Annotated in this window: 18 protein-coding genes and 1 tRNA gene; 4 read left to right on the top strand and 15 right to left on the bottom strand. The window is 71.3% G+C overall.

The features are described 5' to 3' along the window. Positions 1 to 11: 11 nt before the first annotated feature. The 3 genes from ACWEFB_RS32300 to ACWEFB_RS32290 all read right to left on the bottom strand — a co-directional run bounded on the left by ACWEFB_RS32300 (position 12) and on the right by ACWEFB_RS32290 (position 7,679). Complete coding sequence (locus ACWEFB_RS32300; RefSeq protein ID WP_452291503.1) at positions 12 to 926, bottom strand: NADP-dependent oxidoreductase; 915 nt, start codon at positions 924 to 926, stop codon at positions 12 to 14. 205 nt (positions 927 to 1,131) lie between these two features. After that, a complete protein-coding gene (locus tag ACWEFB_RS32295; protein WP_452291501.1) occupies positions 1,132 to 5,514 on the bottom strand; it encodes an ExeM/NucH family extracellular endonuclease in 4,383 nt (1,460 codons plus the stop codon). Between the two features lie 251 nt (positions 5,515 to 5,765). Continuing rightward, complete coding sequence (locus ACWEFB_RS32290) at positions 5,766 to 7,679, bottom strand: glycerophosphodiester phosphodiesterase (protein WP_452291499.1); 1,914 nt, start codon at positions 7,677 to 7,679, stop codon at positions 5,766 to 5,768. A 177-nt stretch (positions 7,680 to 7,856) separates the two neighbouring features. Between ACWEFB_RS32290 and ACWEFB_RS32285 the strand changes: the two genes are divergently transcribed. Further along, positions 7,857 to 9,440, top strand: coding sequence for an acetolactate synthase large subunit (locus ACWEFB_RS32285; protein ID WP_452291497.1), 1,584 nt, complete (start codon positions 7,857 to 7,859; stop codon positions 9,438 to 9,440). Positions 9,441 to 9,455: 15 nt separating this feature from the next. Here ACWEFB_RS32285 and ACWEFB_RS32280 read toward each other — a convergent pair whose 3' ends face one another. The 4 genes from ACWEFB_RS32280 to ACWEFB_RS32265 all read right to left on the bottom strand — a co-directional run bounded on the left by ACWEFB_RS32280 (position 9,456) and on the right by ACWEFB_RS32265 (position 14,153). Then, entirely contained in the window at positions 9,456 to 11,621 is a 2,166-nt protein-coding gene (locus tag ACWEFB_RS32280) for an acyltransferase family protein (RefSeq protein WP_452291495.1), read from the bottom strand. Between the two features lie 200 nt (positions 11,622 to 11,821). Beyond that, a complete protein-coding gene (locus ACWEFB_RS32275; protein WP_452291493.1) occupies positions 11,822 to 12,970 on the bottom strand; it encodes a TolB family protein in 1,149 nt (382 codons plus the stop codon). Next, positions 12,967 to 13,542 (bottom strand): SigE family RNA polymerase sigma factor, encoded by a 576-nt coding sequence (locus ACWEFB_RS32270; protein ID WP_452291491.1) that lies wholly within the window; start codon positions 13,540 to 13,542, stop codon positions 12,967 to 12,969. Before ACWEFB_RS32270 ends, ACWEFB_RS32275 begins: the two co-directional genes overlap by 4 nt. 59 nt (positions 13,543 to 13,601) lie before the next feature. After that, a complete protein-coding gene (locus ACWEFB_RS32265; RefSeq protein WP_452291489.1) occupies positions 13,602 to 14,153 on the bottom strand; it encodes a hypothetical protein in 552 nt (183 codons plus the stop codon). 238 nt (positions 14,154 to 14,391) lie between these two features. Between ACWEFB_RS32265 and ACWEFB_RS32260 the strand changes: the two genes are divergently transcribed. From ACWEFB_RS32260 to ACWEFB_RS32250, 3 genes are all read left to right on the top strand, one after another. Beyond that, positions 14,392 to 16,002 (top strand): alpha/beta hydrolase, encoded by a 1,611-nt coding sequence (locus ACWEFB_RS32260; RefSeq protein ID WP_452291487.1) that lies wholly within the window; start codon positions 14,392 to 14,394, stop codon positions 16,000 to 16,002. A gap of 129 nt (positions 16,003 to 16,131) precedes the next feature. Next, on the top strand, positions 16,132 to 17,310 hold the full coding sequence (locus tag ACWEFB_RS32255; protein ID WP_452291485.1) for a DUF4190 domain-containing protein: 1,179 nt from the start codon (positions 16,132 to 16,134) through the stop codon (positions 17,308 to 17,310). 118 nt (positions 17,311 to 17,428) lie between these two features. Continuing rightward, positions 17,429 to 18,691 (top strand): D-alanyl-D-alanine carboxypeptidase family protein, encoded by a 1,263-nt coding sequence (locus tag ACWEFB_RS32250; protein WP_452291483.1) that lies wholly within the window; start codon positions 17,429 to 17,431, stop codon positions 18,689 to 18,691. On the opposite strand, the gene ACWEFB_RS32245 is transcribed toward ACWEFB_RS32250, so the two are convergent. The 8 genes from ACWEFB_RS32245 to ACWEFB_RS32210 form a co-directional block, all read right to left on the bottom strand. Then, positions 18,678 to 19,187, bottom strand: coding sequence for an N-acetyltransferase family protein (locus ACWEFB_RS32245; RefSeq protein WP_452291481.1), 510 nt, complete (start codon positions 19,185 to 19,187; stop codon positions 18,678 to 18,680). The two genes, ACWEFB_RS32250 and ACWEFB_RS32245, sit on opposite strands and share 14 nt — an antisense overlap. Before the next feature lie 34 nt (positions 19,188 to 19,221). Then, positions 19,222 to 20,157, bottom strand: coding sequence for a threonine/serine dehydratase (locus ACWEFB_RS32240; RefSeq protein ID WP_452291479.1), 936 nt, complete (start codon positions 20,155 to 20,157; stop codon positions 19,222 to 19,224). Positions 20,158 to 20,285: 128 nt separating this feature from the next. Next, on the bottom strand, positions 20,286 to 20,780 hold the full coding sequence (locus ACWEFB_RS32235; protein WP_452291477.1) for a hypothetical protein: 495 nt from the start codon (positions 20,778 to 20,780) through the stop codon (positions 20,286 to 20,288). A gap of 214 nt (positions 20,781 to 20,994) precedes the next feature. Next, positions 20,995 to 21,071, bottom strand: a tRNA-Ala gene (locus ACWEFB_RS32230). 142 nt (positions 21,072 to 21,213) lie between these two features. Beyond that, positions 21,214 to 22,032, bottom strand: coding sequence for a divisome protein SepX/GlpR (gene sepX / locus ACWEFB_RS32225; protein WP_326563134.1), 819 nt, complete (start codon positions 22,030 to 22,032; stop codon positions 21,214 to 21,216). 166 nt (positions 22,033 to 22,198) lie between these two features. Then, positions 22,199 to 22,840, bottom strand: a complete 642-nt coding sequence (locus ACWEFB_RS32220; protein WP_326562446.1) for a GNAT family N-acetyltransferase — start codon at positions 22,838 to 22,840, stop codon at positions 22,199 to 22,201. Next, a complete protein-coding gene (locus ACWEFB_RS32215; protein ID WP_326562445.1) occupies positions 22,837 to 24,168 on the bottom strand; it encodes a molybdopterin molybdotransferase MoeA in 1,332 nt (443 codons plus the stop codon). The genes ACWEFB_RS32220 and ACWEFB_RS32215 overlap by 4 nt, the downstream gene beginning before the upstream one ends. Then, positions 24,165 to 25,127 (bottom strand): UTP--glucose-1-phosphate uridylyltransferase, encoded by a 963-nt coding sequence (locus ACWEFB_RS32210; RefSeq protein WP_452291475.1) that lies wholly within the window; start codon positions 25,125 to 25,127, stop codon positions 24,165 to 24,167. Before ACWEFB_RS32210 ends, ACWEFB_RS32215 begins: the two co-directional genes overlap by 4 nt.

Below are 25,127 nucleotides of genomic sequence, written 5' to 3'. Positions count from 1 at the left end.
GGGAGGGGGTGTTAGGCGGGGAGGAGGACGAGTTTGCCGCGGATGTGGCCGGCCTGGCTGATCCGGTGGGCGTCGGCGGCCCGTTCCAGCGGGAAGGTCTCCGCGACCGGGAGGGTGAAGCTGTCCTGTTCGATCAGGCGGGCGACCTGGTCCAGGGCCGGGAACGGGTTCTTGGCGCGGTTGGCGGCGAAGCGTACGCCGTACTTCTGGGCCTCGGGGTCGGCGACGGTGAGCACGTTGTCGGTGCCGTGGGCCAGCTCGATCAGGTCGGGCAGACCGCCCCGACCGGCCACGTCCAGGGCCCGGTCCACCCCGGTCGGGGAGATGTCGAGCACCCGCCGGACCAGACCTTCGCCGTAGGTGACCGGGGTGACGCCGATCGAGCGGAGGAAGTCGTGGTTCGGTTCGCTCGCGGTGCCGATCACGGTCGCACCGCGCTGCATGGCGAACTGCACAGCGGCCAGCCCGACCCCACCGGCGGCACCGTTGACCAGCAGGGTCTGCCCCTCGGCGAGGTCGAGCGAGTCCAGGGCGCGTACGGCGGTCTCGGCCGCGACCGGCAGCGCCGCCGCCTCCGGCCAGGGCAGGGCCGCCGGCTTGTGCGCGAAGTGGTCCTGCGCCAGCACGGCGTACTCGGCGTACGCGGCGCCGACGACGAACCCGAACACCTCGTCCCCGACCGAGACACCGGTGATGCCGTCGCCGATCTCGTCGACCACACCCGCGACCTCACTGCCCGGAATGGTGGGCAGGGTCAGCGGTAGGAATCCCTGCATGGCGCCGCTGCGTACCTTCCATTCCCACGGGTTGACGCCGACCGCCCGTACCGCCACCCGGATCTGCCCCGCCCCGGCGTGCGGCTCGGGCACCTCGGCCACCCGCAGCACGTCGGGCTCTCCGTACTCGCTGAACTGAACGGCCTTCACGTCGGACTCCCTTGTCAGATACCGCCGGATCACGGGTGCCGCCGGCCGCGGCACGCAGGTGGGAACAACACCGGACCCTTACCGAATCTTGCCGGATCGGCGGATTCGAGAGCCGGCACACACCGGAAAAGGACCCGGTCCGGGGCCGCCGTCGAAGGCGACCCCGGACCGGGGGTGTGCGCTACCGCTTCGGTACGTCGTCAGGTCAGAGCCGGGCGCACTGCCCGCTCGCCGGACCGCGTACGGTGTTCGGCCGGCCGTCGTTGCCCGGCGCGGGCGTGTTGCCCGAGCAGGAGAGCGGACCGTTGACCGTGTTCCCGGCGACCAGCACGGGCTGGCTGCCGGAGCTGCCGGTCACGGTGACCGGGCCGGCGATGGTGAGCGTGTCGAGGCGTACCCCGCCGGTGTTGTTGGTCACCGAGACCGGGCCGGAGATCCGGCCCTTCTCGACCAGCACCGCACCGGTCGCACCGGTCACCGTCACCGGACCCGAGACCGTGGTCCCGGTGAGGGTGAACAGCGCCGGGCGGTTGGCCGTGACCGGTCCGGAGATGGTGCTTCCGGTGCTGATCAGCGACGCCCCGGCGGCGACCGTGACCGGTCCGGAGACGGTCGCGTTCTCCAGGCAGGTCAGGCCCGACGAGACGGTCAGCGGCTTGCTGTAGCGGCCGGTGATCGTCGTGGTGCACTGCGGGCCGGGCTGACCGACCGAGGAACGCGGCGCCGCGTCCGCCGTCACCGGCGAGTTCGCGGCGAGGTGGTCGGTCAGCATGGTCAGGTCGTTGTCACCGGTGGTGACCCGGTTGGTGCCGCCGGCCAGGACGAGGAAGTTGTCCCCGCCCGCCGCCAGGAAGGAGTTCACCGTGACCCGGTAGCTGGCCGTCGGGTTGATCGCGACGCCGTTGAGCTTCATCGACGTGATCCGCGAGCCCTGCGGGGCGTCCGGGAGGTAGGTGTAGGTGAAGCCCTTCGAGACACCGAGCCAGAGCAGCGGACGGGAGGCCCCCGCCGGCTGCCACTGCTGCTCCAGAGCCTGCTTGATCTCGGCCCCGGTGTAGCTCTTGGTCACCACGTCGTTCGAGAACGGCTGGACCGAGAACGCCTCGGAGTAGGTGACCACCCCGTCCGGGGCGTACACCAGGTCGGCCCGGAGACCGCCCGGGTTCATCAGGGCGATCTGCGCCCCACCCCGACCGGCGTCCTTCGTGCCGGCGAGCTGCACGTCGGCGATGAAGTTGCCGAGAGCCGACTCCTTGCCCCGGTCCTCCTGGCCGTTGGTGGTAGCCCGCCGGATGTCGGCGGTGATCGCACCGAGCGGCCGCTGGCCGAGGACGTCGGCGTTGGCCTTGGCGGTCGCGACGAGCTGGGCGATCGCCGGGTCGGACGGTGCGCCGACCACGTCGAGCAGGCCGGCGTCGGCGGCGGTGACCGCCTTCGTCGTCGGGTCGACGCTCAGCGTCACCTGGGCGAGCTTGCGGCCGTACTCCTGTGCCTCGACGACCGGCCGGAGCCGGTCCGTGCCGGGGATCGGCATCTCGAAGGCGTACGGCTGGTGGGTGTGCCCGCTGACGATGACGTCAATGTCGGCGCTGGCGCGTACGAAGGCACCGAACACCGGGTCGGCGGCGAGCGCCTCCGGGGTGGCGATGTTCTCCAGTGCCGCACCCTCGTGCGCGACGAGGACCACGACGTCGGCCTCGCCGTTGGCCGGGTTGCCGTCCTTCAGCTCGGCGGCGACCGCCTCGGCCTCCGGAACCGGCGACCTGAAGGTGAGGCCGGCGATGCCGTCCGGGCTGACCAGCGACGCGGTCTGCTCGGTGACCACACCGACGATGCCGACGCGTACGCCGCCCACCGTCTTCACCGCGTACGCGGGCAGGGCCCGCTCGTTGCCCCGGTAGACGTTCGCACCGAGGTACGGGAAGTCGGCCCGGTCGGTGACCCGGCCGGCGAGGTCGGCGAAGCCCTTGTCGAACTCGTGGTTGCCGACCGAGGCGGCGTCCAGGCCCATCATGTTCAGCGCGTCCAAGGTCGGGTTGTCCCCGTCGATGGCCGAGATGAACGTCGACGCGCCGATGTTGTCGCCGGCCGACACGAACACGGTGTTCGGGTTGGCCGTACGGAGCTGACCGACCAGGCCGGCGAGCTGGGCGGCTCCGCCGATCGGCCGACCGTCCGGGGCGTTGCCCGGCGATTCGAGCCGACCGTGGAAGTCGTTGATGCCCAGGAGCTGCACCTGCACCGGACCGGCCGGGGCGGTGTCGAGGCCGACCACGATCGGGTTGTGGTCACTGGCCCGGTACGGGTTCGGCGCGTAGAACGCCGGGTGTCCGTCGTACTCGAACGCGAACGACTCGTGCGAGTTGATCTGCCACACGTCGACCCCGGTGACCCGGGCCGCCAGCGACGGCGACGCGATGGCGTGGTCCAGCGAACCGGACTCGCCACCGAAGACGTAGCTCGCCTCACCGGTGGTGTTCAGGTCGACGTACTGCTTGTCGTAGAGGACCTGGAGCGGGTCCTCGTGGGTGTAGGCGTTGAAGTCGCCGAGCAGCAGGACGTCGTCGCTGCCGCTGTCGGTCTTCAACTGGTCGACGAAGGTGGCCAGCGCCCGCGCCTGGCGGACCCGGTCACCGTTGAACGCGCCCTGACCGTCACCGGCGTCGGCGTTGTCGCCGGTCGCCGCGTCCGAGGTGCTCTTGGACTTCAGGTGGTTGGCGACCACGGTGAAGGTGGCCGCACCGGAGGTGAAGCTCTGCGCGATCGGCTCGCGCGCGTTGAACCAGACGCTCTCGTCGTTGACCGAGCGGGACTCGCCCTTGGGCGTGGCCTTCGCCGGCTTGAAGATGATCGCCGTGGTGATGAAGTCCTGCGCGGTCGCGGGCGGCAACTGCGCGGGCGTACGGACGTAGTCCCAGGTGCCCGCACCGGCGGCGGTGTTCAGGGCGGCGACCAGCCGCTTGAGCGCCTGCTGCGGGTCGGCGGTGTTGAACCGTACCGAGTTCTCGATCTCCTCCAGCGCGACCACGTCGGCACCGAGCGCGTTGATGGCCGAAACGATCTTCGCCTCCTGCTTCAGCAGACCGGCCTCGTCGTCCGCGCCGCGCGCCTCGCCACCGAAGTGGACGAAGTAGTTCAGCACGTTGAAGCTCGCCAGGCGGAGGTCCCCGCCGACGTTCTCCGGTGCCGCCGTACGCGGGTTGGTCGACGTGAAGGTGGTGCGGGCAGCCGGCGGGGTGGCCGCGTCGACCGGGGTGGTCGGCTGGAGCCGCCACTCGTTGAAGCCGTACGACAGCACCGTCGGGCCGAACGCACCGACCCGGTCACCCACACGCAGCGGGCTGGTCGGCGAGAAGTACGGCGGCAGGGTGTTGTCCGTCGACAGGTTGGTGGTGCGACCGTCGTCGAGCAGCAGCCGGGCGAGCTTGTTCGCGGCGGCGACCTGCTGGGCCTCGGGGGTGCCGGGGCGGGCCAGGTCGGTCGGGATGACCGCGGCGTGCTCACCGGCGGCGAGCACGACCTCGCCGTACCGGTTGGTGTTGTAGACCTCGGAGACCGTGTACGGGCCGCCCGGGGCGACCAGCATCGACTCCACCGACTCCCGCCCGGCCGGGTCGAGCGGCAGGCCGAACGCGGCCGGGGTCGGCAGCGCCACACCCTGCTCGCAGACCTGCACGTCGGCCTCGGTGCCGATGCTGAGCTGGGTGAGCCCGTTGAACTCGCTGGCCGTGCCGCTGACCCGGATCCGGTCGCCGATCGCGACCGACGGGTGGTTCGCGGCGTTCGTGGTCAGGTAGACGAAGATGCCGTCGGAGGCGGTGCCGGCGGCCGGCGCGCGTCCGCCACTGCCGACGCTCTGCACCGAGATGCCGTTGTAGCCGCCGGTGCGGTAGTCACCGGTCACCACGCCCTCGACGGTGACCCGGGTGCCGGCCAGCGGGGTCGCGTCCCCGGTGCCCTGGACCTGGGCGATGGTCCGGTCGACGGTGACGTCACAACCGACCGGGTCGGGATCGGGGTCGGGGTCCGGGTCGCCACCGGCGTTGCGTACGCCGAAGGTGTTCTGGGCCGCGTCCCGCCAGGTCCCGCCGATCTTCTGCAACGAGAAGCCGACCGGGCTCGACGAGCCCTCGGAAACGCCGATGTCGGTGCCGGTCAGGCCGTTGGCCGGGCCGCCGACGGCGGCGAAGGTGCCCTCGTAGGTGAGGTATTCGGCCACGGTGCCACCGGGTGCGACCAGCGCGATCCCGTCCGGGGCACCGTTCTGGATGCCGTCGACCGGGTAGGTCGCGACGACCACGCCGGCCGCCGGGACGACGCCGCTGAGCGTACGGGTGTTGTACGCGGCACCGTTGTTGCCGTTGTAGAGCACGATCTGCCAGCCGGACAGGTCGAACCCGGCCGGTGCCTCGATCTCGATCGCCTCACCGGAGTCGGTGCCGGCGTTGTCGTAGTGGATTTCGCTGACGAACGGGGTGGCCGTCGGTTCGGCGGCCACCGCGGCGGTGCCACTGGCCAGGCCGAGCGCACCTGTGGTGAGGAGTACGCCCAGCGCGTTGAGTGAGCGCGTGCGTCTGTTCCGGCGCATCAAACTAAGCCTCCGTAAAGGGGGGTAGACGCGCTGGAGCATATGCGGAAACAGTGTCGTTACAAGAACTGCCGGGTGTACGGGACGGTGTAAATTTTCGGCCTCGTCGCCTGCGTAAACGGGCTATCCGGTGTTGTCCGAACGTCGCTCGCATAACGCCCCCACCGCAAATGCGCACGGTACGGGCGAACGGTTGTTCCCGCCACCGGGAGGACGGACGGCGGGAACAACCGTTCGCTGAACCGGGCTCGCTACTTCAGGGCGAGGGTGCGGGCATCGGCGGCGATCACACTGGCCACCTCGGCCGGTACGAGTTTGCCGGCCTGGCGGTCGACGTAGCTGGCGAGTTCGGCGTACTTGCCGTCGACCAGCTTGGCGGTCATCGTCCCGATCGCGGCCGGGTCGGCGGCCGAGGTGAGGATGAGGTAGCCGAGCCCGGCCTGGCTCACCGTCACGGTGAAGGTGCTGGTCACGGTCGCGGTGCCCTCCGGCCCGGTGACCACGGTGTTGACGGTGTGCTTGCCGGCGGTGAGCTTGGCCAGGTCGAGCTTGCGCCCGGCGGCCGACTTCTTGCCGTCGAGGGTGACGGTGACGGTGTCGGAGTTGGTCGCGGCGACCGCGATCACCGGGGACTGCGCCCGGTCGAGGCGTGCCCCGTCGGCCGGCGAGGTGATCGCCACGGTCGGGTCACCGGAGGCGCGCTGCATGAAGGCGGAGTTCCAACCGACCAGTTCGGACGCCCGGTTGGTGATGATCGCGTCGGTGCCGGCCCGCTCCAGCCGCTGCCAGAGGCCGGCGGAGTCCATCGTCCACGCCATCACGGCCACCCCGGCGGCGTGCAGCGGGGCGATGATCTCCGGCTTGGCGAGCAGCGCGTTGCCGTCCGGGTTGTACGCGGTCAGGTGGAGCTGCTTCGAGATCGCCACCGGGTCGGCGTCGAGGCCGCTGCGGAGCAGGCCGAGCGGCAGCTCGGGGGCGAGTTCGTAGGTGTACTGGAGGGCGTCGACCTCGAAGCTCTGGACGAAGACCCGGCTCATCATCTGCTCGTCCCGAATCACCTGGATGATCGTGGCGACCTCGTCCTTCGTGTGCTTGCCCTTGATCTCCAGGAGCAGGCTCCCGCCACGCGTACGCAGGTCGGCGAGTTGCTCGGCGAGGGTCGGTACCCGCTCGCCGACGTACTGGGGGCCGAACCAGGAGCCGGCGTCGAGGGCCTTGATCTGCTCGGCGGTCAGGTCCCGGATGTTGCCGGTGCCGTCGGTGGTCCGGTCGACGGTGCCGTCGTGCAGGATGAACGGGACGCCGTCCTTGCTCGGCTGCACGTCGTTCTCGATCCAGTCGGCGCCGCCCTTGCGGGCGATCTCCTGCGCGACCAGGGTGTTCTCCGGTGCGGCGGCCGACGCGCCACGGTGGGCGATGACCGTGAACGGGCTGCCCTCGGGGCGGATGTAGCCGTTCGGCGGCAGCTCGGTGACGGTGACGTCGTCGTACGAGACGGTGGCGCCGTTGACGAACAGAGCCTGGATGCCGTCGGCGGAACGCTGAAGACTGTTGGTACGCATCGCCTCACGCCCGTCGAAGATCCAGCGGGCCTGGTTGCCGTGCACCTCGACGGCGACCCGGATGTCCCGGCCGGTGCCGGCGGCGTACGGGGCGGAGGCGGTGTTCGGCACGACCCAGGTGTTGGCGGTGGTCCGCTGGGCGAACTCGAGCCCGTTGGCGGCGGTGGTGCCGCTGCGCATGGTGGCGATCCACCACGGGGTGGCGCCGTCGGCGGGGACGTCCAGGCCGAGCGAGGCCCAGCGGGTGGCGGCCGACACCGTCTCGAAGCGCATGGTCGCCTCGAACCGGAAGTCGTTCAGGTGCCGCCCAAAAGTGATCTTGTTGTTGTCGGCCGAACTGGCGGAGGTGCCGTACAGCCGACCGTTCTCGACCTTCCAGGCACCGTCGACCGCGTTCCAGCCCGCGGGCAGGGATCCGGAGGAGAAGTTCTCCGAGACGACAACGTTGCCCGGTTCGGCGGCGGCGGGCGACGAGGCGGTGACGGCCACGGCGGCGCCACCGGTGACCGCGAGCGCGGCGAGCGCGGCGGCAGCGCGGGTACGCGTGGCGTGCAGCCCCGTCGCGGCCCGGCGCAGCGGTGATGATGCGGAAAGGACAGTCATGATCACGGACGGTACGAAGCCCACCCGACGCCATGATCAATTCGGAGTGGCCGTCACCGGAACGCCGCGTGTAGTCCCCACCACCCGACCACCCGGTTCCGTACCCGGTCGCATCGCCCCTGGTCGGCAACAGGTTTCGATGTCTGCCCGCGGCGCGCTCGCGACGGATAGTGTCCGGTGACGGGAGGTAACCGGGAGGTGATGCTCGTGGACGGTGCGGAAGCGGTGCTGCGTACGCTCGCCGGGTCGGGGATCGAGGTCTGCTTCACCAACCCCGGTACGACCGAACTGCACCTGGTCCGGGCACTGGACACCGTCCCCGAGGTGCGGCCCGTACTCGGCCTGTTCGAGGGCGTCGTCACCGGCGCCGCCGACGGGTACGCCCGGATGGCCGGCAAACCCGCCGCGACCCTGCTGCACCTCGGACCCGGTCTCGGGCACGGGATGGCGAACCTGCACAACACCCGGCGGGCCAACTCGCCGGTGGTGAACATCGTCGGCGACCACCCCAGCCGGCACAAGGTGCAGGACCCGCCGTTGGAGTCCGACATCGCCGCCGTCGCCGGTACGCTCCGTGGCCCGGTCCGGCGCCCCGAGAACCCGGCCGGCGCCGGTCCCGACGCCGCGTCCGCGTACGCCGAGGCGCTCGAATCGCCGGGACAGATCGCCACGCTGATCATGCCGGCGGACGTCTCCTGGAGCGACGGCGGTCTGGTCGGCGAGCCGATCCCGGCGCGACCGGTGCCGACCGTCGACCCGGCGGTGATCGCCCGGATCTGCACGGTCCTGCGCGGCGGTGACCGCTCCGTCCTGGTCGTCGGCGGACCGGCGGGACGGGAGGCGGGGCTGCGTGCCGCCGGCCGGATCGCCGCCAGTACCGGGGTGAAGGTGCTGCTGGAGACGTACACGCCACGGTTGGAGCACGGCGCCGGGGTCCCGTCGTTCGACCGGTTGGCGTCCTACCCGGAGCAGGTCGCGGCGCAACTCGACGGGGTCGAGCAGGTGATCGTCGCGGGCACGAAGGTGCCGGTGTCGTTCTTCGCCTACCCCGGCAAACCGAGCTGCCTGGTCCCACCCGGGGCGAACACCCAGGTCCTGGCCGAGGTCGGTCAGGACGCGGTCGCCGCGCTGACCGACCTCGCCGACCTGCTCGACCCGGCCAGCGAACCCGAGTTGCCGGCTCCGGCCCGACCGCCGCTGCCGACCGGAGCGCTCACCGCCGCCAACTGGGCCGACGTGGTCGGCGCGCTGCTGCCCGAGCGGGCGATCGTGGTCGACGAGACGATCAGCTCGCGGGGCGCGCTGGCCGCCGCCACCGTCGGCGCGCCCCGGCACGACGTGCTGGTCCAGTGCGGCGGCGCGATGGGCGAGGGGATGCCGTTGGCGATCGGCGCCGCGATCGCCGCGCCGGACCGCCCGGTGGTGACCCTGGAGGGCGACGGGTGCGCGGTCTACACCCTCTCTGCGCTCTGGACCCAGGCGCGGGAGAACCTGGACATCACCAACGTGATCCTGGTCAACCGCTCCTACGCCATCCTCCGCGAGGAGTGGCAGCACCTGGTCGGCGCGGACGTCGACCCGGAGTCCAACAGCCTCTTCGACCTCACCGGGCCGACGATCGACTACGTCAAACTCGCCGAGGGCTTCGGGGTGCCGGCCAGCCGGGCGACCACCGCCGAGGAACTCGCCGAGCAGTTCTCCCGGGCGCTGCGCGAACCCGGACCGCACGTGATCGAAGCGATCTTCCCGCCGGTCGCCTGACGACCCCCGGCGGTCTCAGTTGAGCAGCGTGTCGAGCGCGGCGCCCACCCGTGGGGTCAGACTTCGGGCGTAGGTGGCGGTCAGGTGACTGCTGTCCCGGTAGACCAGCACCCCGCCGATCACCGGGGCACACCGGTCGGCCGGGCAGATCGCGTCGGTCAGGTCTACCAGCCGCACCCCGGACAGTCCCCCGACCGCCTCCGCCTGGGCCGGACCGGCGCTGGCCGTAACGGCAAGCTCCCTCGGCGCGGTGCACCTCGTCAGCCTGGTCCGGTTCGCCGACACGCACTCGGCGACCCGTACGTTCAGGTGCGGGGTGTCGCGCAGGACCACCGTACGAATTCCCGCGTCGGTCATCGCGGTCCAGGTCCGGCGCATCGCCTCGACCGTGGCCCGGTACCCGTCGGCGCCGTTGAGCAGGGCGTCGCCACGGATCGGGACGTAGAACGCGCCACTGGTCAACAGCAGGTCGGGCCGGGCCATCCCGGTCAGCTCCGCGCGTACGTTGCGGTTCCACTCGGCACACGCCGGCTGGGTACGCGACAGCACCGAGATCTCCAGGTCGAGGAACGGGCACGACTGCTTCAGGTACGTCACCAGCCGCCACTTCCGCTCGGTGGCGACCGCCTGCAACGCCGGGATCCAGTTGCCGGCGTGCGAGTCCCCCACCACCGCCACCGTGTAGTCGGCCCCGCGGTCGCCGTAGACGCAGGTCACGATCTCGGTCCTGGTGCCCTCGGAGAAACACTTGTGCGGGTAGACATCGGGCAGGTCGTCCTTGGCGGCGAGCGGATCCGGGACGATGACGTCCACCTTGTCCACGGGCACCCCGTCCCTGCTGGTCCGGGGCGTGTCACCCAGAATCGCCGCACCCGGCGGTCCGGACCGCACCGGCACCGAGGTGCCGGACGAGGCACCGGCCCAGGGGATCGTGTCGGTCACCGGCGCCGGGCGCGGTGGCGGCCAGACGGTGAACTGGAACAGCAGCCCGGCCAGCACCGGTACGGCGGTGAAGAACAACCCCAACCGCAGCGCCCGTACGGGATAGAACGCCAGTCGCTTCGAACGCCGTACCGGGTTCTCCAGATAGTGGTACGTCGCCCAGGCCGGAAGCGCGGAGAGGAGCACAACGGCCAGTCCCGCCGCCACGCTCAACTCGCCGAACCGGGCTTGCGCCGCCACCAGGAGCGGCCAGTGCCACAGGTAGAGCGAGTAGGACAGGGCACCGATCGCGCGTACCGGGCGCAGGCCGAGCACCAGTTCGGGACCGTAGCGGCCGGCGGTCCCGGCGGCGATCACGGCGGCGGCACCGAGGGTGGGCAGCACGGCCAGGTAACCGGGGAAGGCCATGCTCGGGGTGATCCGGAGTGCGGCGACGGCGATCGCCACCAACCCGGCCCAGCCGAGCCCGGCGGCGACCGGTCGGGGCAGCCGGGACAGCCGGAAGCTCAGCAGGGCCAGGCCACCACCGAGGGCGAGTTCCCACATCCGGGTGGTGGTGACGAAGTAGGCACGGGACGGGTCGGACGAGGTCAGGTAGATGGACCAGGCGAACGACGGAACTCCGATCAGGGCGAGGGCGAGCAGGAACCACCTGCGCCTGCTGACGCCCGTACGGCCGGGGGTGTCGACCTTGGTGGCGCGGCGCCGGCGCCGGCCCGACCAGCCGACCAGGATCAGCAGCAGCGGCCAGACCAGGTAGAACTGCTCCTCGACCGCGAGCGACCAGTAGTGCTGGAGGATGCTCGGCGCGTCCCCGACCGCGAGATAGTCGACGGCCTGCTCGGCCAGCCGCCAGTTCATCACGTAGAGCCCGCTGGCGACCACGTCCCAGCCGGTGTCCGCCCACCGGGTCCTCGGCAGGAAGAACAGGGTCAGCAACAGGCTCGTGCCGAGCACCAGCCCGGCGGCGGGGAGCAGCCGCTTCGCCCGCCGGGCGTAGAAGCCGGTCAGCGAGATCCTGCCGGTGCGCTCCAACTCCTCGACCAGCAGCCCCGTGATCAGGAAGCCGGAGATGACAAAAAAGACGTCCACCCCGACGAAGCCGCCGGGGAGGACGTCCCGGCCCGCGTGCGACAGCAACACGAGTACGACCGCGACCGCGCGCAGTCCCTCGATGTCACCGCGGTAACCGGCCCGGTTGTCGGTCTTCGGCTCCGGTCGGCTGTCCAGTCGTGTCATCGCGCGCACCCCTCCATGCCCGTCCCGTGCCGGCGGCGGACCCCGGGCGCGGAGGGGGCGCGGCCCGGGAGGCTCGGTAACGGGTTTCAGGGGCATGATAGTGGCCGATAACCCCTGGTCAGCGCATTGAGGACGCCGGCCGATGTTTCATGTTCCCGGTACCGGTCCGCTCCACGCGTCGTGTCCGGGACGGGCGAGGGTCAGCGGGGCGCCACCGAGATCTGCCGGCCGAGCAGTTCGGGCGGGAGCGAGAACTGCGCGTACTCCGTGCCCTGCAGGTCCATCTCGATCGCGCTCGGATATCCCGCACGATCCTCGACGAACATCAACCGGTCGTCGGCGGGCCAGAACGCGTCCGCGCTGGGCAGTACTCCGAGCACCACCCCGGTGGTGGCGTCGACGAGCTGCGGATCCTGCTGTCCCTGTACGACGACCGACCGCCCGTCCGGCGACCACGAGTACGGCCCGGCCACATCCCCCCTGATCGGCAGGAACCGCGTCGGCTTGCCGGTGTCGGCCGAGAAAAGCTGTAGCCCACGTCGTGCGGCACGGGTCTTCTCCGAGTTCGGCGCGGCCGGATCCGTCTGCGCAAGCACCACCTCCTTGCCGTCCGGCATCCAGGTGAACTGGCAGTAGTCGGTGCAGAGGTACGTTGCCGCGCTCGCCGAGAACTCGCGGACCTTTCTGTCCGCGACGGTCACGATGATCGCGGTATAGCCGCCGCCCGTCTGCATGTTGATGTTCGTCAGCAGCACCTTGCTGCCGTCCGGCGACCACTTCGCGGTCATCACGTGGCTCCCGGTCCGGACCCACCTGACCGCACCGGTCGCCACGTTCAGCAACCCGGTCTCACCCGGCCGGTTGTAGTCGTAGACGGCGGCGAGGTTGCCGCTCGGCGCCGCCCACACCTCGTCGTAGGCGGTGTAGGCGACGTAGGAGTTCCGGGTGCGGTCGAGGACGTAGGCGGGCTGGCGCGGGGTTCCGGTGGTGGTCGCCCCGGTGACGATCCAGCTACCGCTGAGTTGCAGCGGCCTGCTCCACCAGGCGCTGCCCGCCGCCTGCACGGTCGAGGGCGTCGGCGACGCCGAGGGTCCGGTCGGGTCACCGGAGGTGGGGACGATGAGGTGCGGTCCGATGGGACGTACCTCCGGACCGGGGCGCAGCCAGACGAAGGGTGACGCGATCACCGCGATCGCGACCACCGCCGCGGCAACGCCGACGATGCGACGCTGGCGCCGTACCCGCCGGCCCCGGGCCATCGCGAGCGGTGCCAGGTCGGTCGCGACGCGCGCTTCACCGGCCAGTCCGTGTACGGCCCGACGCAGGGCCTCGTCAGTCGCGTGGCTCATCGCGCCGTCTCCCAACGGGTCTGAGGTTCATCCCGCTCGGTCTGCTCGTACCGTTGCTCCGGGCTGTTCCGCTCGGCCAGATTGGCGAAGTCGGGAACCAGGTCACGCAGCTTGCTCAGTGCCCGCGACGACTGGCTCGCCACCGTGCCGACCCGGCAGCCGAGCAGCGCGGCGGTCTGTTCCACACTGAGGTCTTCGAGGTATCGCAGCACCAGGACCGCACGCTGCCGGGGTGGCAGCATTCGCAGCGCGTCCCGCAGCATCATCTGCAACACGGTGTCGTCGGCGGTGTCGCCGTCGGCCACCGGTTCCGGGGTGACGCCGAGCGGCACCTCCGGTCTCCGTTTCCGCCGCCGCCAACCGGAGACCTGGTCGTTGTAGAGGATCCGGCGCACGTACGGCTCGGCGTCGCCGCGGATCTTCGGCCAGCGCGCGTACGCCTTGGCCAGCGCGTCCTGTAACAGATCCTCGGCGGCGTACTGGTCACCGGCGAGGGCGTACGCGACCCGCAGCAGAGCCGCACCACGTTCGCTGACGAACGCGGTGAACTCGTGCTCGGAACCCTGGTCCACGGCCCACCTCCGCCATTACGACGCTGCCGCCCCCGGGAAGTTTGCTCACCCCGTGAATGTCAGTCCTGGCCGGCGACCCGCAGCAAGGCGGCGAAGTCCGCGTCGAAGACGACCATCACCTCGTTCGCGCCCACCCAGAACTCATCATCACTCAGCTCCTTCGCGGCCACGATCCATGCCGTGCCCGCCGGGAAGTCGAGGCGTAGGGCAGCGGGTGCCGCACCGGGCGGGTCGACGATGTCATCACGCCAGACGATCGTGGCGCGGGAAACCGGATCCGCGACGAGGCGAGCCCAGCGGTGGTGCTCGACGGGACTCCAGGTAGCGAACCCACCTCCGTCGGAGGCGGTGTGTGCGGTTGTCAGGGACGGAGTCAGCTCCAGGCTGAAGTGCCCGAACGTCATGTCCCACTCGGCCTCATGATGGCTGCCGTCGGAGAGGCTGAAGTGGACGCCCTCGAGCAGCGCATGCCACTCGCCGCGATCCCACAGGGCATCGTCCCGGCGATCGACACCGAGCGCGTAGTACCTGAGGTCGCTGATCCGTTGCCCGGTCAACGACCGGGTCACCTCGTCCAGCCGCCTCACCGCGTCCTCGCTTGCGTCACCCACCAATCACCCCTGCCCATCCGACCCACCCTCCTCAGCGCCGACCGGCGCTGTGACGGTTCACTGCCCCTCTGGGGGCAGTGAACCACCACAGCCGAGGGGAAACGTCCTCGGGTCAATCGCCGGATCGGCCGGTCGGGGGCATCCCGGAGATCCCCCTGGCATGCTCCGCCGAGCCTTCAGCACAGCTTCGGTCCATGCTCGACTGGGCGGCACGTCCATCGATTGGAGCTGTCGCGTCATGCGAAGAGCAATCCGTACCACGGTCGGTTTCTCGGCCGCCCTCGTCCTCCTGCTCGGCGCCACCGCCGCACCCGCTGGGGCGGCGGCCAGCGGGACAGCCGGGGCGGAGACGACCACGAACGGTTGGCGTCCACCCGCACTCGACTGGCAACCGTGCCCCGACCTGCCGAACGACGACAGCCTGCGCTGCGCCACCCTCGTCCTGCCCGTCGACTGGTCCCGTCCGCACGGCGCGACCTTCCCGCTGGCGCTCGCCAAGCGGGCCGCCACCGGCCCGGCCGCCGGGCGGATCGGCCCACTGGTGATCAACCCCGGTGGACCGGGCGCCTCCGGTGTGAACGCGGTGATCGAGCGCCCCGAGCGCTTCGGCAGCCCGGAGATCCGGGAACGGTTCGACATGATCGGCTTCGACCCCCGTGGTGTGGCCCGCAGCAACCCGATCCGCTGCTCCCTCGCGCTGCTCGGCGAGCAACCCTTCCCCGTACCGGCGGACCAGGCGGAGTACCGCGCGCTGGTCGCGTACAACCACCGGCTGTACGACAACTGCCGGGCGAACACCGGCCCGCTGTTCGACCATGTCGACGCGGTCAGCGTGGCGGACGACATCGACGCGATCCGGGCCGCCCTCGGCGTACGGCAGATCAGCTACAACGGTGCCTCCTACGGCACCCTGATGGGCCAGATGTACGCCGAGCGTCATCCACAGCGGGTACGGGCGCTGGTGATGGACAGCACCATGGACCACAGCCTCGGGACCGGGGCGTTCATCCGTACCGAGTCGGTCGGGGCGGAGCACTCCTTCGAGCAGTTCGTGGCCTGGTGCGACCGGGACACGAGCTGTGCTTTGCACGGTCGGGACGTACCCGGGATCTTCGCGGAGCTGATGCGGCGCGCGGAGGCCGGCACCCTGGTCGACCCGGACACCGGCGCCGGTCTGACCTGGCTGGACCTGAGCCGCCGGACCCTCGGCGCGTTCTACCTGCCGGCATGGGCGGACCTCGCCAACCTGCTCGCCGCCATGATCGACAGCGCACCCGCCCCGGCGGCGGCATCGGCGCGAGGGAAAACCGCCCCCGACGAGTTGGTCGAGTATCCGATGCCGGTCTTTTGCCAGGACTGGGCGTTGCCGGTCGACGGGCTGTCCCAGTTCCGCCGGTACGTGGAACTGGCCCGGGAGGTAGCACCGAACATGCGGGCCTCGGCACCGGCCCTCACCGCCCTCGGACTCTGTCTCGGCTGGAAGGGTGAGGTCGGCAACCCGCAACACCGGCTTCGGGTACGCACCGAGCTGCCCCTGCTGATCGTCAACTCGTTCCACGACCCGGTCACCCCGTACGAGTGGGCGGTGGGCGTGGCGGACCAGTTGGGGCGGCACGGTCGACTGGTCAGCTTCGAGGGTGCGGGTCACGGGGTCTACCCCGGTACGCCGTGCACCACCGCCTTCGTCGACCGGTACCTGGTCGACCGTCAGCTCCCGCCGCCCGGTGCGACCTGCGCCGCCGCACCGACACCGACCCCGACCCCGACCCCGACGTACGCGCGACGCGGTGCCGGCGTGCCGGAGCTGCCGGGGCCGGTCCGGCCCGGTTGGTCCGCCGTCATCCGGTGACGATCGTCCGGTGCGGGTTGCCCGTTCCCGGCTTCCCGCACCGGAACCGTCCCGGATGTGCCCCGTGGACGAGGCGAAGATCGCATAGGCTCCCTCCGCTGCAAAGCACGTACGGGGGAGGAACGCGGGATGACCGCCGAAGGAACCGATCCGGCACCACCCGAGGCACCCGGCCCGGATCAGGCGGTGCCCGCAGGGCGGCCATCCGACCGATCGAACATCGACTGGGATTCGTGGGAGCACCCGTTCGACGATCCGGACCTGGTCCATCGACGGCTTCCGGGTCTGACCGGCCCTGCGCCGCAGGACACCAGGCTGAGTGGGTTCGCGGTCCTCGCTTTCGTGTTCGGCCTGCTCGGCGGGCTGCTCGGCCTCGTTTTCGGGATCATCGCGCTGCGCGACATCGGCCGGACCGGTCGTCGGGGCAAGGGGCTCGCCATCGCCGGCCTGTCACTGCTGGGCGTCTGGATGATCGTCGCCGCCGTGGGCCTGGTCGTGTTCCTACAGACGGCCGACCGGGTCAACGCCATCCACGACCTCCGGTCCGGCGACTGCCTGAACCTCGACGAACCCGGACCGGGTACGCCGTTCATCAGCGACTCGTTCACCGTGATCGAGTGCACGCAGCCGCACAACGCCGAGTTCGTCGGGCAGGCACCGGGCCACTACGACGACCCGACGGAGAAGCACCCGCCGGAGTTCCTGGGCGCCTACCCGGGCGCCGACACGCTCACTCGGCGGGCCGAGACCTGGTGCCCGACACTCGGACGCGACTACGTACTCGATCCGCTCTCGTTGCCGGCCGGCACCCACCTGCGCTGGTTCCTGCCCCGCGAATCCGAATGGACCCGGTCCCGTGGCTCGATCGCCTGCTTTCTCGCCGGTGGGAACGGCGCGTTCGACCGGCCGTTGAAGATGAACGCGGCGACCGTGGACGCCGAACAGTTGCGCTTCCTGCTCGCGATCAGGGAGGCCAGGGAGGAGATCGAGCGGGTCAGTGCCCTGGGCCGTACCGCCCCCATGACGGAGCTGGGTGACGCGGCGACGAGGGTGGTGATGGAGCAGTCGGAGCGGAGGCAGCGACTGAGGCTCGGCCCCTGGCCAGCTCCGGTGCAGCCGGCGATGGACCGGCTCGTGCTGGAGGCGGAGGCCGCCGAACCGCTCTGGCGTGACCTCGGCAACGCGGCCAGCCCGGACGCACTGTTCGAGCGGCTGACTCGGGCCGAGCAGCACACCAACCCCGAGACCGAGTTGGCCGTACGGCGTGCCCTGGGGCTGCCCACCGTGCAGGGCGAACCGGTGGGCTGAGCCGGTCCGGTCCCGCCGGGAGTCAATCTGTCGATGATGCCCCACCGGGCCCACGGCCAGCGGCAATATCAGATTCGTCAGCGCGTACGGCTGTCTCGCCTCGGGAGGAACACCGCTCATGTACCAGTCGGCCTCGTACGCGGCGGCGCAACGCCGTTCGCGACGGCTGAAGCTGCTCCTGCCCGCCGCGCTGGCGCTGGTGCTCGTCGCGATCGGGCTGTTCGTCAGCCAGCCCTTCTGGCACGACCCGCCGAGGCCGACCGCCGAGCCGATCCTGCCCGCCTCGACCAGGATCCCCGGCACCGCGCCGGAGCTGCCGTGGCCGTCGACCGGGCAGGCCGCGGTCTCCATCGAGGGCCTCGGCGCCCTGGGCAACTTCGGCAGCCCGACCCCGGTGGCGATCGGCAGCGTGGCGAAGGTGATGACCGCGTACGTGGTGCTGACCGATCATCCGCTCGGTGTCGGCGAGTCGGGGCCGAGCCTGACCGTCAGCGCGGCGCAGGCCGCGGCGTACCCGGCGGAGAAGGCGCGGGGCGAGTCCCTGATCCGGGTCGCCGCCGGGGCGCAGTTCACCCAGCGGCAGGCGTTGCAGGCGGTGATGCTGCCGTCGGCGAACAACATGGCCCGGATCCTGGCCGCCTGGGACGCGGGCAGCGTGGCCGCGTTCGTCGACAAGATGAACGCGATGGCGACCGGGCTCGGCATGGTCAACACCCGGTACACGGACCCGGCCGGGCTCGCCCCGGACACCGTGAGCACCGCCGTCGACCAGGTGATCCTGACCCGGAAGGCGATGGCCCTCCCGGCGTTCGCGGAGATCGTCGCCCAGTCGAAGGCGACCGTCCCGGTCGAGGGAACGATCACCAACTACAACGACCTGCTCGGGCGGGACGGCGTGGTGGGGGTCAAGACCGGCTCGACCGACGAGGCCGGGGGCTGTTTCACCTTCGCGGCCGTGGTGAAGGTCGGCACCACCAGCCTCCTTGTTGTCGGCGCGGTGCTGGGGCAGCCGGGTGCGCACACCCCGGAGCAACTCCGGGCGGTGTTCCGGGCGACCACCCCGCTGGTCCGTTCGGCCGCCGCCGCGCTGGGCGTACACACTGTGGTCACGGCCGGGCAGGAGGTGGCCGACGTACGCGGCCCGCTCGACACCGGTACGACGACGCTGCGGGCCGCCCGGGATGTCGAGGTGATCGGCTGGCCGGGCCTGGAGGTACGGCTCGGCACCGAGATCCCGCCCGTACCGAGGCAGCTCTCGGCCGGCGCCGAACACGGTCGGGTGACCGCGACCGTCGGTGAGCAGCCACCGGTCGGTGGGCCGCTGCACACCGGCGACCAGCTCGAACCACCGGGAGTCTGGGACCGTCTCACTCGGCGGTGAGATCGCGCTGGAAGATCGTCGTGTCGATCCACCGGCCGTGCTTGAAGCCGACCGACCGGAGCCGGCCGACCTCGACGAAGCCGTGCCTTCGGTGCAGGGCGGCGGAGGCGTCGCTGCCGGTGTCCGCGATGACCGCGACAACCTGCCGTACGCCGGCCGCCGCGCACCCGTCCAGCACCGCGCCGAGCAGCAGCGACCCGAGCCCCGCACCGGTACGCCCCGGCGCAAGGTAGATCGTGTTCTCGGCGCTGTGCCGGTACGCCGGCTTGGGGCGCCACTGGCTGGCGTACCCGAATCCGGCCAACTCCCCACCGACCTCGACCACCAGGAACGGCAGCCCGGCCCCGCGGAGCGTCTGCGCCTTCTGCCGCCAGTCGGCGGGGGTCGGCGGGGTCTCGTCGAAGGTCGCCACGCTCCCGGTCACGTAGTGGGCGTAGATCCCCGCCACCTCGTCAAGATCCTCCGGCTCGACCGGCCGGACCACCCTCGTCGGCATCCGTCTTACCTCCCTGGCCTGGTGTCCCGCCGGGTCAGAGATCGGACGGGTTGGTGTTCGCCCCGCAGAGCAGCACCCCGACCCGCTCACCCGGCTCCGGGCGGTAGGCGCCCGAGGCGAGCGCGGCGTACGCGGCGGCGGCGCCGTGTTCGACCACGATCCGCCACCGGTCCCAGAGCTGCCGCCGGGCGTCGACCAGGTCGTCGTCGGAGATCAACACGCTGCGTACGCCGGTCCGGACGGCAACCGCGTACGCGATGTCGCCGACCCGCCGGGCGCCGAGCGAGTCGGCGGCGATCCCCGACACCGGTACGTCGACCGGCCCGCCCCGCTCCAGCGCGTCACGCAGGGTCGGAATGGTCACCGGCTCCACCGCGACGACCCGGGCGACCCCCTCGGCGGCGGCCGCGACACCGGCCATCAGCCCACCACCGCCCACCGCGACGAGGATCGTGTCCACCTCCCCGTCGAGCTGGTCGATGAACTCACTCCCGGCGGTGCCCGCACCGGCGACGATCTCCGGCTGGTCGTACGCGTGGCAGTGGACCGCCCCCGTCTCGGCGACCGCCTTCAGCGCCGCCTCGTACGCCTCGGCGTACTCGTTGCCGTGCTGGACCACGGTCGCCCCGTACGCCCGGAGCTTGGCCACCTTCACGGCGGGCGCGGTCAGCGGGACGAAGACCGTGGCCGGCACCCCGAGCGCCCGAGCCGCGTACGCGTTCGCCAGGCCGGCGTTGCCACCGGACGCGACCACGATGCCGACGGACGGGTCGAGTTCACCGGATTCGCGGGCGGCGAGCACCCGGTTGAACGCACCCCGGGCCTTGAACGAGCCGGTGTGCTGCATGAACTCGCACTTGAACCAACCCGCCCCGGCCCAGGTCCCCGGATCGACCTCGATCAGCGGAGTACGCCGCACCTGCCCGGCGATCCGTACCGCCGCCGCGTCGACATCAGCTCGGGTGATCATGTTCGGCCGCCCTCTCTCCGCTCCGGAAACGGCCAGCCGTTGCCGGCTGGCCGTTTCCAGATGCTAACCGGCGAGCGGCCGGGCCCTTCCTCCCGAGACGCCAACCGCGCGGCCCGGTTCCACCCGGTTCACGTCCTGGCGTAGTAGACCCCGGTGCAGTACTCGGTGCTGCCCTGGACCAGGCATATTTTCAACGCGACGGACGTGTTCTCGGCGATGTCCCCGGTTGCCCAGCCGGTGCAGGTCGGCGAATTCTGGCCACGGGTCGACGCGATCCGATCGGTCTGCTGGAAGCCACTCGAAGAGCCGATGTCCATCCGGATCTCGACGCCCAGTCCGTCGGCGCGGTTGTCGCACGCCCCGATGGCATCGCCCGGACTTCCGTCCATGGGGTCGGCGCGGAATTCGCCATTGCCGACCGTCTGGCCCAGTCCGTTGTAGATGGTGACGATGCGGGAATAGGACTGGGTGTAATCAGCGCCATGGAGCGTGACCGTCGTACTGGTGGTGTAGTCGGAAGGCAGTGCCGCCGAAGCGTGCGTCTGGCCGACCACCAGCGTGAGCGTCGTCGCGACGACGGCCACCAGCGCCGTCCTCAGAGCTGAATTCAACTTGCGTCTCATGTCATCCGCCTCCCGTGGGGTACGGGCAACCATGTATCCGCACCCCCGTACGCACTGTCGTGACGGTAGCGACCACACCGGACCGGTCGACCACCCGCGATCAGATGTCGTCACGACCATCTATGTCACGACCAAGATAGATGGAGATCAAGAGAGCATCAAGACCCTCGTCAAATGATCATGGGCCGGCGTTTCCGCCGACCCATGATGGTGATGGTGGAGCTGAGGGGACTCGAACCCCTGACCCCCTCGATGCGAACGAGGTGCGCTACCAGACTGCGCCACAGCCCCTCGCCCGACTCTCGCCGGACGATGATCGACCCGCCGTCGGAATTCCAACGGCGAACCGGCGCCAAGGCTAACAGGTGCCGCACCCGGCGGGCGAATCCGCCCCCGGCGTGCCGGAGCCGTCCCCCGACAGGCTCGACCGCGCTCAGGCGGAGTGGGAGCCTCGGCCGGCCTCGTAGGGGCGACCGCGCAGGCCACCGGAGCGCCGGTACGAGACCGACGCACGCGCCCGGCCACCGCTGGCCGCCGCCGGAAGGTCGTCCGGCCGGTCCAGGCCCATCGCGGCGCGGCGTACCGCCTCCCGCTGGGCGGCCAGTCGGCGCTGCGCCTCCCGGCGGGCCGCCGCGCGGCGGGCCTGCTCGCGGCGTACCTCGGCCTGTCGGGCGGCGAGCCAGGCCGCCTCCCGGGCCTGGATCCGGCGGCGTCGGCGTCCGGCGATGGCCCGGTTGCGCAGGTGTACGACGTACGCGGCGAGCAGTGCGCCGGTGACCGCGAAGCTGATCCAGAAGCCGGGGCTGACCGCGATGACACCGATCAGCTCGGCCAGGTTGAGCAGGAGGAGCGCGGCGAAGACCCGGCGGCGCCGGTAGACGGCCGGGGTGTGCCGCTGGACCGGGGGACGGCGGCGCGGGCGCGATCCCGACCGGGGTACGGCACGCAGGCGGCTGGCCCGTCGACCGGTGGCCGGGGGCGCGGAGACGGGGTCGGCCATCCCGTACACCGGGTTGTTGGCGCCCGACAGATCACCGCGCAGAGTAACCGTCAGGACACGCGACGGATTGACCGGCTGCCGACCCGGAACAGTACGGCGTCGCCGGCGGCGCTGAAGCACCCGCGCCGTCGACTGCGCCCGCTCCGCCACCAGCCGCTCGGTGGCGTCGTACCGGCGAACCAGCGCCGGTGCGAAAGCGAGCAGACCTGCGGCGGCGAGGACGGCGAGGAGCACCGAGGCCGGCACCCTCACCCCTCCCGTCACCCACGTCGGGTAACCCCGCCGGCCGTCGGGACACCCGCCGAGCTGGCAGGGTCGCTACGACCGCCGGACGGTTACCACACATCCAGTTACTTCAGGTTACGGGCGGTGCACCAGGATCACCGTGCGCCGCGCCGACTACCAGCAGCAACAATGATCAAGATGTGACGGTACGGATCCGGTGCCAGCGGGCCAGCAGACCACCCTCGGCGGCGACTTCCTCGCTGGTCATCGCGTATCCGATGTGGTCCCGCCAGGCGCCGTCGATGTGCATGTAACGGGGGTGGTACGACTCCTCGCGGAAGCCGAGCTTCTCCACCACCCGGCGGGACGGGCCGTTCTCCGGGCGGATGTTGACCTCGATCCGGTGCAGTCCACCGGGGCCGAAGGCGTGGTCGGTGACGAGCGCCAACGCGGTCGGGATCACCCCGCGCCCGGCCACCCGCGCGTCCACCCAGTAGCCGACGTACGCCGAACAGAACGCCCGGCGGACGATGTTGCCCAGGTTGATGTGCCCGACCAGGCGCTCCCGCCCGTTCTCGCGCAGGCAGACCGCGAACGGCATGCTCTCGCCCCGGCGGCTGGACCGGCGCTGGTCCCGGTAGACGTACCGGAACGCGACCGGGGAGTTGAGTTCGTCCCAGCCGCCCTGCGGAGCGGTCTCCCAGGGGGCCAGCCACGCCTGGTTCGCCCGACGCACCTCGGACCAGGAGGCCGCGTCCCCGCGCTTGTACGGCCGCAGCAGCACCGGACCGTCGGCGAGCGCGACCGGCCAGCCCGGTGTCCCGATCAGGCTCATCGGCGCCGGTCCAGCAGCAGGACGTCCACCGTGGAACCGGCCGCCGCCGTGGTCACGCGCTCCCCGAGCACCAGCAGGCCGTTCGCCTCGGCCAGTCCGGCCAGGGTGTGCGGCCCGCCGCGCAGCGGTTGGACCGTGTAACCGCCGCCGCGCCGCTCGGCGACGTGGGCGGGGCGGAACTCCCGCAGCCCGCCGGGGGACGACACGGTCTCCAGCAGGTGCGCGCGCACGCTCGGCCGGAACACGGGCTCGGCCCCGGCGAGCAACTGGATCGCCGGGCGGGCCAACATCTCGAAGCCGATCAACGCGGCACCGGGTTCACCGGGCAGACAGACCACCGGAACCTCCTCGGCACCGACCGTACCGAATCCGAGCGCACTACCGGGGTACAGGGCCACCTCGGTGAAGGTCACCGGCCCGGCCCGGCCGGCGTCCCGGCGGGACAGGATGCGCCGGACCATGTCACCGGGGCCGGTGCCGGTGCCACCGGTGGTGATGATCAGGTCGGCCCGCAGGGTCTGGTCCTCGAGCAGCCCGCGCAGCCCCTCCGGGTCGTCGTCGCAGATCCCGACCCGGTACGCGAGCGCGCCGACCTCGGCCGCGGCGGCGGTCAGGGCGTGCGAGTTGGTGTCCACCACCTGACCGGGCTGACTGGGTCGGCCCACCTCGACCAGTTCGTCACCGGTCGCCACGATCACCACCCGGGGACTGGGGCGGACCACCACGTGCCCGATACCGGTCGCGGCGAAGACGGCGACGAGCGCGGGCGAGACGTACGTGCCGGAGCGGGCGAGCAGTGCCCCGGCCGGCAGTTCCTCGCCGACGCGGCGCAGCCCGTACCCGCGTTTCGGCACCCGGAAGATCTCCACCGCGGCCATGCCCTGGTCGGTCCACTCCACGGGTACGACGACGTCGGCGCCGATCGGCAGCGGGGACCCGGCCGCCACCGAGAAGCAGGAGCCGGGGGTGAGCCGGACCGGGCGCCAGCTCGCCGCCCCCAGGTCACCGACGACGTTGAGCCGGACCGGTCGGGTGTCGCCGGGGCGGGGACGACCGGGCGCGCTGGTGCCGGGCGGGATGAAGCCACCGCCCCGACCGGCACCGGCGAGGTCCTCCCAGCGGGCCGCGTACCCGTCGATCGCCGCCTGGTCGAACGCCGGGTACGCGTGCGGCGCGAGAACGTCCTCGGCGAGGACGTTCCCGTACGCCTGGGTCAGGTCGAGGTCGAGCGGAGGCAGCGCTCGCAACCTGCGCAGCGTGCTGCCCAGGTAGTCGGCGAGCGGCGTCAGCTCGTTAGCGGCCGCCTCGGCATCGGCCGTGGCTGTCATGTATTGCGCCCGCCGAACGCCTCCGAGTTGACGAAGTCGGCCAGCCACTGCCGGAACTCCTGGCCCAGGTCGTCGCGCTGGCTGGCGAGCTGCACCACCGCCTGGAGGTAGCCCAGCGGCATGCCGGTGTCGAACCGGGTGCCCCGGTAGACGATCGCGTGCACCGGCGTCCCCTCGTCCAGCAGGGTCGCCATGGCGTCGGTGAGCTGGATCTCACCGCCGCTGCCCGGCCCGGTACGCCGGATCGCCTCGAAGATCTTGCCCGGCAGGATGTACCGGCCGAGTACGGCGAGATTGCTCGGGGCGTCCTCCGGTGCCGGCTTCTCCACCAGGCCGGTCACCCGGACCACCTCGCCGAGGTCGGTCAGCCCCTCCTCGGCCGGCGCGACCGAGGCGATGCCGTACCGCTTGGTCTCCTCGGGGCTGACCTCCATGAAGGCGAGCACGATGCCGTTGGTCCGGGCCTGCAGGTCGAGCATGGCCGGCAGCAGCGGTTCGGACAGGTCGACGAACTCGTCGCCGAGCATCACCGCGAACGGCTCCTCGGTCCCCACGTGCGACTCGGCACACCCGACCGCGTGGCCGAGCCCGAGCGGCTCGTGCTGGCGGGAGGTGAAGATCTCGACCAGCTCGCTCGGCCTGCGTACCGCTTCGAGCCGCTTCTGGTCGCCCTTCTTCTCCAGGTGCGCCTCCAGTGACGGCGAGCGGTCGAAGTGGTCCACCATGGAGGTCTTGCCCCGGCCGGTGACCAGCAGGACGTCACGGATTCCGGCCGCGGCGGCCTCCTCGATGATGTACTGCAGAACCGGTCGGTCCACCACCGGCAGCAGTTCCTTGGGCACCGCCTTGGTGGCGGGCAGGAACCGGGTAGCCAGTCCGGCCGCGGGGATCACCGCTTTGACGGCCCGTCCGGGGGTCGCGCTGGAGGTCGTTCCTGGGGACGCTGAGTGCTCCGACAT

This window comes from Micromonospora sp. NPDC004704, assembly GCF_053601675.1.
Note: the sequence above shows the minus strand (reverse complement) of the source record. Positions and strands in the feature narration are given on the sequence as shown.